The sequence below is a fragment of the Pseudomonas sp. Irchel 3A18 genome (assembly GCF_900187465.1).
Classification (GTDB): domain Bacteria; phylum Pseudomonadota; class Gammaproteobacteria; order Pseudomonadales; family Pseudomonadaceae; genus Aquipseudomonas; species Aquipseudomonas cichorii.
In genome coordinates this window covers 18,262-33,097 of the sequence record NZ_FYDI01000015.1, presented here as the reverse complement: position 1 = coordinate 33,097, position 14,836 = coordinate 18,262, and the positions used below count along the sequence as shown (strand labels likewise).

11 protein-coding genes and 4 pseudogenes are annotated in these 14,836 nt (G+C 54.3%); 3 read left to right on the top strand and 12 right to left on the bottom strand.

Translation table 11 applies throughout. The features are described 5' to 3' along the window. Positions 1-167: 167 nt before the first annotated feature. The 3 genes and pseudogenes from CKW23_RS21900 to CKW23_RS21890 all read right to left on the bottom strand — a co-directional run. Positions 168-360, bottom strand: a pseudogene (locus CKW23_RS21900) (site-specific integrase); the annotation flags it as partial. Positions 361-480: 120 nt separating this feature from the next. Continuing rightward, entirely contained in the window at positions 481-1,188 is a 708-nt protein-coding gene (locus CKW23_RS21895) for a hypothetical protein (RefSeq protein ID WP_095068335.1), read from the bottom strand. 182 nt (positions 1,189-1,370) lie between these two features. Then, positions 1,371-1,829, bottom strand: a pseudogene (locus CKW23_RS21890) (GPO family capsid scaffolding protein); the annotation flags it as partial. 125 nt (positions 1,830-1,954) lie between these two features. Here CKW23_RS21890 and CKW23_RS27305 point away from each other — a divergent pair. Beyond that, positions 1,955-2,392: an ogr/Delta-like zinc finger family protein gene (locus tag CKW23_RS27305; RefSeq protein WP_095068333.1), complete on the top strand. Its 438-nt coding sequence runs from the start codon at positions 1,955-1,957 to the stop codon at positions 2,390-2,392. A 544-nt stretch (positions 2,393-2,936) separates the two neighbouring features. Here the strand turns inward: CKW23_RS27305 and CKW23_RS21880 are convergent. The 5 genes from CKW23_RS21880 to CKW23_RS21850 all read right to left on the bottom strand — a co-directional run bounded on the left by CKW23_RS21880 (position 2,937) and on the right by CKW23_RS21850 (position 9,419). Further along, positions 2,937-4,706, bottom strand: coding sequence for a DUF927 domain-containing protein (locus CKW23_RS21880; protein WP_095068332.1), 1,770 nt, complete (start codon positions 4,704-4,706; stop codon positions 2,937-2,939). Further along, a complete protein-coding gene (locus CKW23_RS21875) occupies positions 4,703-5,740 on the bottom strand; it encodes a toprim domain-containing protein (RefSeq protein WP_095068331.1) in 1,038 nt (345 codons plus the stop codon). The genes CKW23_RS21880 and CKW23_RS21875 overlap by 4 nt, the downstream gene beginning before the upstream one ends. A gap of 216 nt (positions 5,741-5,956) precedes the next feature. Beyond that, a complete protein-coding gene (locus CKW23_RS21865; protein ID WP_095068329.1) occupies positions 5,957-6,577 on the bottom strand; it encodes a hypothetical protein in 621 nt (206 codons plus the stop codon). A 726-nt stretch (positions 6,578-7,303) separates the two neighbouring features. Continuing rightward, positions 7,304-7,519, bottom strand: a complete 216-nt coding sequence (locus CKW23_RS21855) for an AlpA family transcriptional regulator (RefSeq protein WP_095068327.1) — start codon at positions 7,517-7,519, stop codon at positions 7,304-7,306. Between the two features lie 478 nt (positions 7,520-7,997). After that, entirely contained in the window at positions 7,998-9,419 is a 1,422-nt protein-coding gene (locus CKW23_RS21850) for an integrase (RefSeq protein WP_095068326.1), read from the bottom strand. A gap of 321 nt (positions 9,420-9,740) precedes the next feature. Between CKW23_RS21850 and CKW23_RS21845 the strand changes: the two are divergent. Beyond that, a pseudogene (locus tag CKW23_RS21845) lies at positions 9,741-9,973 on the top strand (site-specific integrase); the annotation flags it as partial. 46 nt (positions 9,974-10,019) lie between these two features. Here CKW23_RS21845 and CKW23_RS21840 read toward each other — a convergent pair. From CKW23_RS21840 to CKW23_RS27300, 3 genes and pseudogenes are all read right to left on the bottom strand, one after another. Beyond that, a protein-coding gene (locus tag CKW23_RS21840; protein ID WP_095068325.1) for an IS3 family transposase occupies positions 10,020-11,170 on the bottom strand; the annotation gives its coding sequence in 2 pieces (ribosomal slippage) (positions 10,020-10,933 and positions 10,933-11,170; 1,152 coding nt in all). A 142-nt stretch (positions 11,171-11,312) separates the two neighbouring features. Continuing rightward, positions 11,313-11,606, bottom strand: coding sequence for a helix-turn-helix domain-containing protein (locus CKW23_RS21835; RefSeq protein ID WP_159918440.1), 294 nt, complete (start codon positions 11,604-11,606; stop codon positions 11,313-11,315). A gap of 660 nt (positions 11,607-12,266) precedes the next feature. Then, a pseudogene (locus CKW23_RS27300) lies at positions 12,267-12,356 on the bottom strand (transcriptional regulator); the annotation flags it as partial. A gap of 364 nt (positions 12,357-12,720) precedes the next feature. On the opposite strand from CKW23_RS27300, the gene CKW23_RS21825 reads away from it, so the two are divergent. Further along, complete coding sequence (locus CKW23_RS21825; RefSeq protein ID WP_095068323.1) at positions 12,721-13,923, top strand: O-antigen ligase family protein; 1,203 nt, start codon at positions 12,721-12,723, stop codon at positions 13,921-13,923. Here the strand turns inward: CKW23_RS21825 and CKW23_RS21820 are convergent. Beyond that, a complete protein-coding gene (locus CKW23_RS21820) occupies positions 13,913-14,803 on the bottom strand; it encodes a glycosyltransferase (RefSeq protein ID WP_025262627.1) in 891 nt (296 codons plus the stop codon). The genes CKW23_RS21825 and CKW23_RS21820 overlap by 11 nt on opposite strands. Positions 14,804-14,836 lie beyond the last annotated feature (33 nt).

Sequence of the window (14,836 nt, the reverse complement as noted above, 5' to 3'; positions counted from 1 at the left end):
AGCCATTTTTGACTGACCAGTACCATTGCACAAACCGTCACGCCTCCAGCAATTAGGCTCCGACGTGCCTAAGCCTCACTCCGGCTTAAAAAACGTGTGTGCCGAGCTATCTGCACCCCTAAGGCGCTGTTCAGCATTCTGATCACGTCCGGTCCATCCTTATTGATTCAGGTGCCGTAGTGCTGCCTGATCATGTTCGCGTCGGTGTACCCGTTATTCAGCGATCCATTCACCCGAAGCAATGCCAGTGCTTCGCAACTGATTTGTGTAGGTGTGCCGACACTGGCCAGGCTCCCGGTATCTGACCCCAGCGTGCTCCAGGTACGTCTTGAAAAGACGATCACGGATGCAGCGGTCATTATTGCCACGCACCTCAACACCGCTCGTCATACAGATCGCCTACTTACAAGTAATCCAAACGCATAGATCAAAAAAAGGCCCGCGAACGGGCCATAGAAGATTACAAGCTTAAAATCCGGATCAAAGAACACCAAGCTGCCGTTTCAACTTCATCAAGTCCACGGGACTATGTGCAACCGGCTCGCCAGCAATAGCTGAAGGCAGGCCAACAATGGTTTTAGTTATTTGGTTGTCCTTAAATACGTCAAAATACTTTTCCGCTTCGCGTTTGAGCAACAGCCAAGCTCCTTCATTAGCGTCCATTCCTTTATATTTGCCTTCCACCTTTCCGCTGTGCTCATTTGCACAATGCACCGCACGAGCAAAAGTAAATAACTCAAAGAGCTGCTGGGTAATATTTTTTTGCTGCAAAATGCTTCTCAGAGCTACTATCTGATAATCGGAATTAATAATGGACGGCTTGACACACAGCCTGATTCGTAACTCTGCTAGCTGCAATCCCAAGTTATCAGCAAGGGACTTACGACTTTCAACGGTTGCACGTAGTCGCCCCGCTTCCTTGCGTAGTTGTTCAGCGCGCTCTATCTCGTTGTTAATGTGCTCTTGGTCTGTGCCAATTTTTTTCGCCTGCAACTTCCAAGCGACATCAGTTCGTTTGGCCTGCCCTTCAAGTTCATTGGCCTTTTGAGTTAGTCGTTGATTATCCTGAGTCAAGTCCATAAGCTGAGCTTGCAAGGTGACGTATTGTTTTTTCTCTTGCTCAAAAGAATCAATAGACCCTTGTAAGTTAGCAGGGAGGTTTATTTTGCTTAGATCGGTATGTTGCATCTACAATACTTCCTATAAGATTATTGAAAAATTAACCGCACATCAAATCTACCGATGAAAGCTCACCGAAGGCGTTTAAATTTCGAGGGCTGAGCCTGGCGCTTTTCTATTGCACTCATGTGCTTGTCGAGTTCTTTGCGCACTTTTGCCAGGCTCTGTCTCAACAGTTTGCTGGTGATGCCCGTCCTCATAGGAATAGGCGCGGTCCTGTAGGTCGTTGCTCTGGCCCTGTTAGAGAAGTGAAGCTCTTGTGTTCCGATGCTGGCTGGCTCATTGGTTACAGCCAGTCCCGTCATGTAGGCACGACCTGAGTTTGCGAAGTTAGGTGTAATTTCCACGCTGCTAAACAATTTCTCGCCCTCCTTATTAAGCCTCAATAATCGATAGTTTGGCTTCATCTGCACCTCAAGCCCCACTTGGCCTTTGGAAAACGAAGGATCGTTTTCAATCAGGCGCACCGCATGAACAGTTCCATGCGCCCCATGGCAACGGTCATGCTCAGCCCAAATTACAGCGGTATATTTCAATGTGCTGTAAGTCTCTGCACAATCGCGCAGTTCTTGAGCTTTTATTTCACGACCGTCAATAGTAGGGCCGCTAGTGGCTACACGCTTCCAAGAAGATACAAGAGATCGGGGCATAAGTGCCTCCCTAAAGTATAAGCTTTATAATAGAGAGCGACCCAAGCTAAAGCACTCAAGAAGTCGTTCGCATATGTTAATATTAACATATTACAGCTCATATATACGTATTTAAAGGGAGTGCTATGCGAATTTACTGCAATGAATGTGGCGGAAAAGCGTACATATTCGACTTTGAAAAAGTATCAATTGTTCACACCAAGATATTCTGTCATTGCACCAATCCGAAGTGTTGTCACTCGTTTATATCAAACTTTCAATATTCACATACGCTCAAGCCTTCTACCTATCCGTCGCAACATAGAACAATGAGCGTATTGAAAGCTTTATCTGAGCCTGAGCAAATAATGTTATTCCAGCACTTGCAAGGCTTGAACGTCGAGCCTGGCACTGGCGTTCAAAACGATGAACAGGGTTTTGAACAAGTGACCACAAACCAACACGATTACCCCCTATCCGTCTTGCGCACAGATGAAGCAAAAGCGGCTCGCCAAGCGGGTGGGCTGCTTACCCTCGCGTCCGATCGAGAACAAATCATTGAAACCATGTCAAGCGAGTCGTAAATACACACACAAACACACTGAAGCTTTTTCGCGGGGAATTGGGTGCGATCACTGAAAGCCTTGAACTATATGGCTTACAGAGCATTTTTCTGTTCCCCACCTTTTTTCGGGGGGAACAGCCAAAAAATCGAAGGCCTGGAAAGACTACTTATAATTAAATAGATGTGTTCCCCCATTCCCATATATCTATATTTAGAGGGAACAGCTTGATGCCCGGATTTTCTAGTTTATTTCCATGTTCCCCATGTTCCCCTGATTTTTCAGCGCGGCGGATACGTTAAGTTGTCCGAAGAGTGCCACGAGCGGTGCCGACGCTCTGCCTACGATTTTCGGGGGGCAGGCGATACGGTCTTGGGGGGAATTCGGACGGTGAGATCCCACCACCTTGGCGAGCGCTTTTGCTTCACCAGCGTGTGCGACTCCATCGTCACCAGTGAAGTGGTGCGCTATTGATCCTACTTATCGCCTGTCTATTCACGAGAGACAAAAACGCCCCACGACTGATAGTCGCAGGGCGCTCATTGATGAACAGTGCTGGAAACGGTTAAATCAGTTTGTCGGGATCAATGACGTAAAAACGGCCTTTACCACCGCCAGGAAGTCTGTGGCTTTTCTGATGCCTACTTCTACCTGTTTCGTTGTCCATTTTCGCCAGTGCCTCTGCGTTCACCAAAGCACGGATAATTCGGTCAATTGAGAATCCACTCGCAGCCTCCTTTATCGAACTGTGGTTGAAGTAGTACAGACGTTTTTCGTCCTCCATTTCAAAGTACCCCGCACGTTCTTTTATGGCTGTATGGCCATATTTATAATCGAAATCTGAGAACTTGCTGTCACCGAAACGCTCTAGAAAGTCTGAAATACCGCGCAAAATTTGCCTATCCTCGGCGTTGCCATCACCGACCGTGGCCACCCACTCATGGAACAACTGGCGGCACGCCTTGATAGCACTCCCGCTTTCCCAGGGAAGGAACTCGCGGAGTATCGCCAGTTCACCCGCCAGAGCCATGATTGCAAACCGATCTGCAACCCTGCCTGCTTGTGAACTCTCCGTGGCAAACTCGTTACGCACCTTGCTGAATGTTTCGTACCAATCCTCAGGCGATTGGATCAGTGATTCGACAAACAACGGGCCGATGTGTCCGTAGTTGCGGCTTACTGCCTCGTTCAGTACGCGGTGAAACTCCTGGCCGGTCATCCCGTGCACATCATCAAACGCCCGGTGTGTACGAGTGCCCGCATTCACGTCCACCATGCGCAGCTCAGCACCGGCGTGAGTACCGCCGCCGCCAATGGCGGCGTGGTCCGTCAGCGATCGCTCGCCACTGGACAAGGCCAACACCCGCCAGGTCAATTTTGACCGCCCCTCGCGCTCTCGGGTCATGGTCCCTTTGCCCATTCCGTTGGCAATTGCATAGGCCATCTCCTGGACACGCTTCGGGTCGGCCCGCTTGATCTCGTCCAGGATCAAGACGGTATCGTTACGTGACGACGCCTCGATCTCGACGCCCCCCTTGGACACATCCCAAGAAGCGGCGAAGGTGCCGGGATTGCCCCACACAGAGGCCGCAATGAGCTGTGCCAGGGATTTACCACTCGACGAGTCGCCTACCAGGTGTACACCGCCCCCGTTGACCCCCACCTTGGCGAGCAATGGGCCAGCGAGGGCACAGCAGACAGACAGGATTAGTACAGGATTGCCTGTACACCGCTTCGCAACATCGCTCTGCCAGTCGTAGGGAGAGCCCTTGGACGTGAAGATGTTCGCGGCCTTGCCTGAGTCCTGGAAGCGAACGTTCTCACCGCCTATAACCCGTGAGGGCATCACAAAGGCCCCCGACTCATGCCAACCGGGTTTGCCCGTAGTCGATATCACTACGTCGGGCAGGTGGTGGCTTGCCAGGTAAGGGACGATATGTCGGCGCTGGCTGTGCTCGATGACTAAGCCCTTGCTCATCAGCACTTTCAGCACCTCATCACCTTTACCCGCTAACGCCTCCATGGGCATGACCCATTCAATCCGACGCCACCGGTGCGTGAACGACAGCAAGCGCCCGATGCCTCCGTCTTCCGTGCTGACTGTCTCACCTTCGACGTGCAGCGGCGCACAGATCCAGTGGTCGAATGGTGTGGCCTTTTCGTCCGCGCCGCTTTGTTTTAAGCCGTGATACCAGGTGCCGGGTTTGCAGTGCCGTCCATCGATCACTGTGGGCTCGTCGTACACTGCATAGCTTGGTCGGTCGATCCTTTCCATGAGGCGTGCCGTGGGCTCGCAAACCAGGCTCAGGTTACGGTTTTTTTCGGTAATGCTCATACCTTGCAGATCTCTTTGGTCTGACCGAATAGCCAGAGGTACAGGTCGTTGAAATCGGATAGATCTGGCGGTGCGTCATCAGGCCATTCCGGGAAAGTCACCTGAGCGCCCGTTGCCCTAGCCGCGCTGCAGGCCGCAGTCCTTCCTGGGTTGCCGAGTGTCTGTCGGTCGTCGTCACCTGCGATCACGAGATCGACGTCCTCGCCGTACCGCTCGCGCATAGCCAGAGCTACCGCTTTGAGGTTGCCCGCATTCATCGCGCAGACAACAGGACATCCCGTGTTCTGATGCAGCGTCGCACCGGTGGCCCAGCCCTCACATACATACAGACGAGAGCCCGCGGTGAACTTGCCCAGGGGTGAATAGCATCCTTGAACCCGGCCACCCGGCAGGAACCGCTTTTCACTGCTGGGCATGATGGTCTGTAGGTTTACAAGCCGCCCGTCATCACACAAAGGCACGATCAAACGTCCTTGAGTCATCTGTCGCAGAAGGTGCGGCCGAACCCCCTTGGCGACCAGATAGGCATGTAACCCATCGGCTGGCCGTGCCATGCGCCACAGCTCCGTTGCTTGTCGAGCTGCCTCTCGGTTCTTCTCTTCCTGGAGCCGCTGCGAACGAAGCTTGAGCGCCCGATGCTCCAGCTCGAACTGTCGGCGTTGATCTTGGTCAACCTGGCGGCGTTGCTCGCTGTCCAGGTCCGTGGTAGTGACTTTTGGCTGGTACAGCCCGAGCCGTAGCCGCTCATCAATTTCCCTGGCCGCAACCGTTTGCCCATAGCCGCGCAGATAGGCCAGGAGCGACACAAGGTCGCCACCATGGGCAGCGCTATCTGCAAAATCATTCCAACGGCCAGTGTCTAGGGACACACCGAAGGAACCGGCTTGCCGATCACCGCGAGCGATATTCGTGGCCACCCATTCGCGGCCTTTACGTTTGCCTTCTGGTAGCCACTCAGGCAGTAGCGTTTCGGCTGCATTCAGGGCGTACCGGGCGGCATGGCGGATCAAATCAACAGGGCCTGGTTTCTTCATTATTGCCTTGCTCCCTGTTTGGCTTTGCGCCGGGTCAAGTAGCGATCCACCTCTTTCACGTTCCAATGCGCCGTGTGCCCGATGCGAACTGGTGCTTGGAAAGATGGGGCTTTCGTCCAACGCCACCAGATGGACCGGCTGATTTGGTATCGCGTCCAAAGCTGCTTGGCCGACGCGATAACAAGCTCAACTCGAGCACGGAGATTGGCGGGCTTGTTACTGGTCATCGCGTCCCCCTCCTACTTGGTCGGAGCGCGCGAATGCATGCCTGCTATTCAGTATGTAGCGAGTGTTCGGCTCAAGACCGCTTTCACCGATATAGCCGGTTGCGGTGCGATAGCGCTGTGCCTGGCTATCCCAGTACTTCAGGCGAATTTCGCCCTGCTCACCGGCACAAACCGTGCCCCCAACTCCTGCACTGGCCGTTCCCTGCGCTCCGACTGAGGCAGCACCATAGTCACCAGCAGTGGCTACACCCAAACGCCCAGCAGTGGCAATGCCGCAATCCAATGCATAGGCCACGCCACCGTCACCAACGGCGGCATGCCCCCACTCTCCAGCACTGGCTGTCCCGAACATTCCAGCCAACGCAGAGCCCCGATCCCCTACCATTGCCGTACCGCTTTCGCCTGTGACGGCAGTACCACTGTCTCCGGCAATTGCAGTGCCGTAATCGCCCAGTTGGAGGCGTTCCTGGTCGCCAACCTGGCGGTATGTCCGAACGTGCTTCACATACCCGTCTTGAGTGCTTTGCTTATCCTGGTTCAGCACATCAAAGGCTTTTTTCAGGCAAGCCGAGCACGTAAGCGCATCACCGCGCTCTTGAAAAGTGTTCATCTCAATCGTCCCGTAATGAGGGGAGAAAGGTCACAGGTCTGATACGCCTGTAACCGCTTCGCAACAGCTCACATCAATGGCGGCCAGTGCTCCGGCTCATCAGCCAGCCGGTTTCCGCAGCGGCGGTGTGCAGTCAATGAGTGCAGGACACTGCCCTTCCGGGGTATGGGCGAACAGCCCACGCTGGTAAAGAGTCGAGCGTAGCGAGATGAGCTCCTGGGAGCTAAGGCATAAGAGTTGTTGATTTGTGGCTTGCTCATTGCACCCCCCATGACCTTCCAAGGTACGAACAATGTTCATGTGGGCGTTGTAGCGCTTGAGACGTACAGAGAGAGATGAATTTGCGCGGAGGGCACTCAAGGCCATACGGCGGTGAGCGAGTGCACGGATTACAGGCGGAATGAGGACTGTCATTGGCGGTACTCCTAACGTAGGGTTGGAGCTGCCACTGATCGTCGCCAAACGATTTAGGGCGGCAGCTGTGCGCAGGTTGGCGAACCGGGACGTTAGGCACCCGGCAGACCCGAGGGTCTCCCACGCACAGCCACCATAAACAGAATGTGCAGGCACAAAAAAAGCGCCTGCAATCGTGATGGGGGCGCTTGTGCGCCTAACAGTAATCGGGTCGCCAAACCCGGTCGCTAAATTGACAGCGACAGATAAACGATAGCGGCGCACGCTCGACTTTGCAACCCTCGGTGTAGTCGCTGTGCGAATCGGCATGGTTCAACCCCTCCTATTAGTTAGGAAGGCGTCTACGGCCTCTGCATCCCAGCGCAGGACGCGACCAGCACGGATCGGTACGGGGAAGTTGTCGGCTTTCGTCCAGCGCCAAAAGGTGGTGCGGCTGATCTGGTAAAGGGTGCATAGCTGTTCGGTGGTGGCACGGATACCAGCACGCGGAACATTCGGAACTGGTGCATTGTCAGTGGCGGAGGTCATCGTCGATTTCTCTATGCGCTAGCGAAACCAAGAAGCTGAGTAACGGATGGAATACAGAAAATTTGCATCGCCCTACCACTAGCAATACAGTTCTCGCGGGGTCAACAACCCAAGTCAAAATCTCTGCAACCGCTGCACTTCTCGGAACGTTTACTGGCTTGTCGTGGTACGCAGGAGGACGCTGATACCGTCCTCGCCCAATGGGCCCCGGTACGGCAAATACCGGGGCTTTCTTGCTTGCAACACACCAAAACTCACGAATCCATTCTGATCTGCCCCCTCTAATCCAGGGGTTTCAGAACAGTTCGCGGTGTTCATCCAGTGAGCGCATGGTATCTACGGTTTCTCGCCTAAAACAATCAATAAGAGAACTTGAAAAACCTACCAAGAAGCTGATTTAAAAGGCTTTTAGACCTCATTTTTCTTTATTGGGATCATATAAGGTTATTTGGGAAAAATATCTTTTCAGCGACACAAGCTACCGTTCGTCTGATTTTTTTCGACGACGGCTTAGCAGCACCACATTAGCAGGTGAATCACCATTGGCCAGGCCATCCAGGTACCTACCCCACTGCTCCAGAGCGGCGCGTTTCTCTGGCAAGTAGCTATACCGGTCGTAGTGCTTTGCCTGCACTCCACTGCGGCCATGGGACAGCAACCAGGCCCGCACCTCGGAGCCAACCCCCAAGTGCGCCAGGAGCGATTCAGCAGTTACGCGAACATTCTTCCAGGTAAGTGCACGGGCCTTACCAGTAGCGGAAAGGAAGCGGCCAGCATCGATAAATATGGCAGAGATGGTGTTTGGATTCGCGGACTTCCCAAGTGTCAGCGAGAAAGGCCCTGGGCCAATTCGGTCATCCAGGAGTGGCTTGAGGATTTGGCCGACTCGCTCGGTGATCGGTAGCAAATGCTCCCAGGCCTGGAGCTTGCGACCCTTCCCATCCATAAGACAGAGCGTGTCCTCAGTGACTGCCTCCCACGGCACCGTGCATAGCTGGGTAAGGCGTTGACCACCCAGGTAGATGGCTGCCTTGGCAATGGCCGCATGCCTGGCAGGAAGTGTATCGAGGTGCCTCAGAAGCGTTCCCAACTCATATGGGGTCAGCGACTCGGTATCACCGGCCCCTGTACCTTGGGTGACAGGAATATCCCTGACTGGGTTGGAGCGGATCGAAAAGACTTTGCCCTCATTGGCTAGTCGCTCAGGAGCAAGGTGAGCTTTAGCCGCGTGACTGAAGGCGGCTTGCAGATAGCGCCGGAGTTTGTCACACGTCGTCCGCATTCCATTGGCCGATGTTCCCGCTGCTTTGTGACCGATCCCCCGTCCTTTAGGTTTGCGCCCCAGCACACCGGCCAGGATGAGCTGTATGTCTTCTGGCTCAATGTCTGCGGCTGCACGATCTACCAGTACCGGATGGTAGTTCTTAACATGCAGCCGAAACATGTTATCGATCTCTTTGGCGCTTACTCTGCCCTCCCCCACCATTTTGCTCACATAGCTATCCAGCAGCTCGCCAAAGGTACCGCGTCGTGCCATAGCCTCAGCCTGGCGCTGCAGCCGAAGCTTCTCCTGCTCCATAGCCGCACTATGCTCTGCAACTCGCTCCAGATACTTGCCAATGCCGCCGGCGGCCCCAACCTCACCAGCGAGGCGCATAGCATCAGACCTCAGTTCGTCTAGCGTGAGCTCGCCTGTTTCTGGTCGTGGTTTACGGGCCAGGGTGCCAAGCGGCAAACGCTGATCGCTAGTAGGCGTTCTCTCACGGTAGTAGGCGTTAATAGCCCCGGATGCCTTGCGCTCTAGGAGCAACGTTCCCTTGCCCCGCGAACCGACCGGCTCTGACTTCCTGGTCTTGACCGCATGAGCTTCCAGGTCGGTCAACCTTGCACGCTTTGCCATTGCGTTCCCCGTTCCTTCCCCGTTTCGGACGAAAAACCAGGATACTAACTGAAACACTGGAAAACAAATAAACGTTGAAACTCCCTGTTTTTAATGGACTTTATGAAATAGCAGGAACGGTAAGCGACACTGAGAAACGCCACCTTAGCTCGCTCATAATCCTTTGGTCCACGGTTCGAGTCCGTGTGGGCCCACCATGTTTTAGGAAGCTGCGCTTTGCACGGCTTTCGTCTTTTTGGGTTTGTGGCAGCCGGATCAGTCCTATGGTCCGAAGGTACAAATACAGTGCGGCTTCGCTTGCACGCCTTTGGAGTCCTTCAGATGGCCACAATCGTCAAAACCCCTGCCGGCACCTAGAAGGGTTATCCGCAAGACCGGATGGCCAACTAATACCAAAACCTTCCGCACCAAACGCGACGCCGAGGATTGGTCACGACGCACCGAGGATGAAATGGTAGGGGTGTGTATATCCAGCGCAGCGGCTCCGAGCGACTGACGCTCGAAAAGGCGCTTCTGCAATGCGTGAAGTGAGCCCTACCAAGAAGCCCACAAAGTAGAGAGCGGAAGCAACCAAGGCGCAGCTGAATCGCCCCGGATTTTTTAGACACCTTGCAAGCTCATTACGTAACGCTTTTCAAACTCTACTGGCGACAGCTGATTGTTGAAACCATGACGACGTTTTACGTTGTAGAACATCTCGATGTAGTCGAACACATCACTACGAGCATCTTGGCGCGTGGTATAAATTTTTCGCTTGATCCGTTCCCGCTTTAGAAGCTGGAAAAAGCTTTCGGCCACGGCGTTGTCATGGCAGTTGCCTCGGCGGCTCATGCTGGCAACCAAGTTGTTCGCCTTCAAAAAGCTGCGCCAATCGGAGCTGCTGTACTGGCTCCCTTGGTCGCTGTGAACCATCACCTCCTGCTTCGGTTTACGTCTCCAAACCGCCATCAATAACGCATCAATGGCTAAATCACTGGTCATCTGCGACTTCATGGACCAGCCAACGACCTGGCGAGAAAACAGATCCAGCACCACAGCCAAATACAGCCAGCCTTCATACGTACGAATGTAGGTGATATCGGTGACCCAAACCTTGTTGGGCTCTACGACATCAAACTGGCGCTTCAGTAAATTGGGGGAGACGACCGCTGGCTTACCGCCGTACTTTCTAGGGCGACGTCGATACCCTGTCTGAGAGCGTAGCACTTCAAGACGCATCAGCCTCGCCACACGATGACGACCACAATCCTCACCGACCTCGCGCAGATCGTCATGGATTTTGCGATAGCCATAAACGCCGCCGCTCTCCAGCCATGAATGCTTGATCAAACCCAGCAGTCGCTGATCGTCTTTGGCGCGTGCAGATTGCGGCTCAGACAACCAGGCGTAATACCCACTGGGATGGACTTTCAGCGCCATGCAAAGCCGTCGAATCGAATAGTCGCCCGCGCGCTGTTTGATAAAGGCGTACTTTAACCGCACTCCTTGGCAAAGTACGCGGCGGCCTTTTTTAATATGTCTCGCTCTTCAGTCACCCGCTTGAGTTCCGCTCGCAGACGACGCAGCTCAGCATGCTGATCATCATCCTGCTGCCGTTCTTGTTGAGGTTTGCTGTAGCGCTTTATCCAGGCATAGAGGCTATGCGTCGACACGCCGAGACGAGCCGCTACATCAGCGACAGGCAGCTTCTTTTCGATCACCTGATTGACCGCTTGGATTTTGAATTCTTCGGGGTAACGCGGGTTGCTCATGGCACCTCCTAATTGACCCCAGTTTAAGGCAAAGAGGTGTCTACGAAACCCGGGGCGATTCAGTTCAGCAATACGCCCAAAGGTGCAACAGCCAACGCTCACTTTGCAACCGGGTTGAGAAAGCTAAAGCCCCTCCTCTGCATCACCTCGCTGAATCACCCCCACCAAAAACCTGCACATCCCTCACCACCTCTTCCAGTAGATTCCCCGCATCCAAACCCAAATACTCCGCCTGCACCAGCGCAATCAGCGTAACCGGACTCATCTGCAAGACCTGAGCGAGATCGGCAACAGCCCCCAAGGTTGGCGAGTACTCCCCCTTCTCCAGCATCCGGACATAGCGCTCGCTCACCACAGCCCCGAAATCTTCCTGGGTCATGCGTTTCAGGCGTCGCAAGCGCTTGAAGGTTGTGCCGAAGGCAACGTTGTAGTCCATCAGGTGCTGCTCAAAAAATGAGCATTCAACACGTTGCATAGAAGCCAGAACAGGAAGTGTATTTCCTATTCCGAACAAACCCACTTGGCTTCTGGGCTAGCCTTAGACAATTGGCATCAGCCCTACGCCATCAATCTGTAGCTGCTGAATAGAAAACATGCATGAACACCACAAGGAGCCAAACCATCCTCAACCGCCTACCCCACCTCTCCCCCCGCCCCGAAAACGCCGCCGATTACACCGGCAAGCGACGCGGAAAGATAACCGCAATTGCCTGGTATCGTCCAAGCCGCTCGGGCAAGGGCACCCTCTGGTGGTGTCGTTGTGATTGCGGGGTGTTTGAATACCGTCGACCCGGCACCTGGGAAAGCCGGCCGTTTCCTGATGACATGTGCAACTCTTGACCCGACAGGCATACGGCTGCGGAGCGTCTGCAACGCTGGGTTGATAGCCTGTGCAGCCTGGGTTTGAACGATGCAGATATTACCCGGATTCGGACATCAGGCACGATGGTTGAGACCCAGGGCAAAACTGCCACTGAGATACGCCAACAGATGGTTAACGTGCCCATGTGACAAAGAGTCTGGTCTTAGCGAGGGCCAGTGCCGATAAGCCTCCGATCAGGACGCTCCGGCGTTGCAACCTGCAGCAGGGTCGCCATCACTCAAACATCCCCTCGATTTCATCAAGCGTAGCCATGACAGCTGGTATAAACGAGAACTCACAGTCCAGCGCTCCCAGCACTCTTGCTGAGCCATCCGGGAACCTCCAGCGCCAGAGACGCTCGAATCGCCTCATGGAAGCCTCTCAACCTTCCTGAGTTGGAGATTTCTCCATACAGATGATGAACTTGGAATGATTTTGAATAAAAGCCACACGCCCTTTTCACACGGTGACGTGTAAGCTACGGGCACCGGTCACGTTGAGGATGACTGGCAGGTACAGGGATGGAATACCGCAGGTCTGCTATACAGACGAATAGCTGCCTGGATTTTTTGACACAAAACTACGGCCCACCGTTTTCGGAACACCAAAAAACAGCCCGCAAGATACCCCTGATCAATCGAAGGCGTATCCCATACAATTACAGGGTTTATTTAGATGGGCACGAAAAATGTCAGTTGATGTGTCACCAGAGAGTAGAAACCAACGCTTGAGCAATCTGATCACCAAATACTTACTACCGCTAGGCTGGCTGATTACTCTCACAGGAATTTTCTGGATCTGGGATAGAGCGCTCTACCACAAGCTTTTTTATATTTTCCTGGCCTTCCCCACCTTTCTGACGCTGGTCCTGCAGCCACGCTTGCTGAAGACCCTGATCTGTAACCCGTTATTCATCGCATTCGGTGTCTTCAGCGTCTATATCCTCATCAGCATTGCGTGGGCCGTGACGGAGGATGATCTGCCAGGCCTGCTCAAACGCCCGATGTACGTCATGTTGTTGTTGTTTTCGACCGGCATCATTGCCTTGCATTACCCCTCCCGGCTGGAGCAGTACACTCGTCTTTCGGCACTCTTTGCCGTTCTGGTCGCAGGTCTGTCCCTGACCTACTTTATAGTTTTCGAGATGCAGGCCGGTGAAGCCCGCCTCAATGGCTACGGCGTGCTCGAAAATCCGTTGCTCACCGCTCATGTATTGGGCGCATTCGCTGCGTTTTGGCTGGCCACATGGTTTCAGGCGCGCAAGGCCTGGAACCCGGTGCCGATTATCTGCCTGGTGCTTCTGGGCGCAGCCATCATGGCAACCGGATCAAGGACGCCCCTGATTGGGCTGACAGCGGCTCTGGGGTGGCTGTTACTGGTGGGCGACCGACGTCGCAGCCTGTTGGCCGTTGGGGTCGCTATTGCTGTTCTGATCACTGTTCTGCTGATTCATCCCGACGCAATCACACAACGCGGTCTGTCCTACCGGCCCGCGATATGGATGGAGTCGCTGCGCCAGATCGGCGAACACCCGTGGCTGGGCCACGGTTTCGGCACATCGATGACAGTGGTCATTCCGGGCCTGGACTTCACTCTTGCCGACCCGCACAACATGGAGTTGGGCGTGCTCTATTCGGGCGGCATTCTGGGATTGGCTCTGTGGATGACGCTGTATGGCTTGGCGATCCGCTTTTGCTGGGTTTACCGCAGTCACGCCGCCGTGACCATTGCGGCGACCTGGCTGGTGTTCGGATTTGCCTCCGGGCTGACTGAAGGCAATGCCTTCATGTCACGCCCCAAGGAACACTGGTTCCTTATCTGGATGCCGATGGCGCTGATCTACGCCCAGTCGCTGATTCTCTGGCGGCAGGAACGCGCACTCAGGAAGTAATCAGCCGCCACACACCGCGCAGGGTTTTCCTGTTCCAGTACCTGACCGGGATATCTGCCAGGATTTCCCGGGCCAGCACCTTGTCGCGGTTGGCGTACTTGAGCACCGTGGAGTTACGGAAGTTCATGCACACCTGCTCGTACTGCGGGTGATCGCGAAAGACTTCGTAGGTTTTCAAGACATTCTCGACCATGAACCGGCCATTCTTGAAGGTATTGCTGGGGTGGTCACGATACTGCGCCAAGACCTCGCCAAGAATATCGATGAAGTAACCGGCACGAGCAATCGACAACTCGATGTAGATATCTTCCAGACGAATCTCGGGGTTGAAACCGCCGACCTTGTCCAGCGCTTCGCGCCGAAACATCAAGGTGGCTGATGCCGGTCCCGGTTTGCGATTGAGGAACAGGTCGTCGAAATCCAGACGGCGGAATGCCAGATTGCGGTTGCGCTGCTCCCGCTCGCCCATGACCTTGCCGTCCTGGTCGATGGTTTCGATATTGGCCGCGCAGATGCCCACTTCGGGCTTGTCCTTCATGTATTCCACCTGGGTGGCAATACGGTGGGGAAACATGATGTCGTCGGAGCCGAACGGCACAATCAACTCGCCCCGCGCACGCTCGATCGCGTCATTGAGGGTACGGGCAAGGCCCTTGTTGGCCTGAAAGCGCAAATCAAAACCATGCTTTTCCTGAAGCTGTTTCAGGAGCTCCGGGCTCTCGTCCTTGGAGCCGTCGTCGACAACCAGAAGTTCGATATTCGGGTAGGTCTGGTTGATGACGCTATTGATGCTGTCTTCTATGTAGCGAGCGTGATTGTAGGAAGCGATGATCACGGTCACCAGCGGTGTGTCACTGACCTCGTGACGTTGAGCAGACATAAAAAATCCCCTGGGTCGAATCTGTGCGGCATT

Bases quoted from the DNA above. Each gene is read 5' to 3' on its own strand.
- CKW23_RS21895 (WP_095068335.1), bottom strand. From the start codon at position 1,188: ATGCAACATACCGATCTAAGCAAAATAAACCTCCCTGCTAACTTACAA.
- CKW23_RS21820 (WP_025262627.1), bottom strand. From the start codon at position 14,803: ATGTCTGCTCAACGTCACGAGGTCAGTGACACACCGCTGGTGACCGTG.
- CKW23_RS27305 (WP_095068333.1), top strand. From the start codon at position 1,955: ATGCGAATTTACTGCAATGAATGTGGCGGAAAAGCGTACATATTCGAC.
- CKW23_RS21850 (WP_095068326.1), bottom strand. From the start codon at position 9,419: ATGGCAAAGCGTGCAAGGTTGACCGACCTGGAAGCTCATGCGGTCAAG.
- CKW23_RS21865 (WP_095068329.1), bottom strand. From the start codon at position 6,577: ATGAACACTTTTCAAGAGCGCGGTGATGCGCTTACGTGCTCGGCTTGC.
- CKW23_RS21835 (WP_159918440.1), bottom strand. From the start codon at position 11,606: ATGGACTACAACGTTGCCTTCGGCACAACCTTCAAGCGCTTGCGACGC.
- CKW23_RS21880 (WP_095068332.1), bottom strand. From the start codon at position 4,706: ATGAGCATTACCGAAAAAAACCGTAACCTGAGCCTGGTTTGCGAGCCC.
- CKW23_RS21875 (WP_095068331.1), bottom strand. From the start codon at position 5,740: ATGAAGAAACCAGGCCCTGTTGATTTGATCCGCCATGCCGCCCGGTAC.
- CKW23_RS21825 (WP_095068323.1), top strand. From the start codon at position 12,721: ATGTCAGTTGATGTGTCACCAGAGAGTAGAAACCAACGCTTGAGCAAT.
- CKW23_RS21855 (WP_095068327.1), bottom strand. From the start codon at position 7,519: ATGACCTCCGCCACTGACAATGCACCAGTTCCGAATGTTCCGCGTGCT.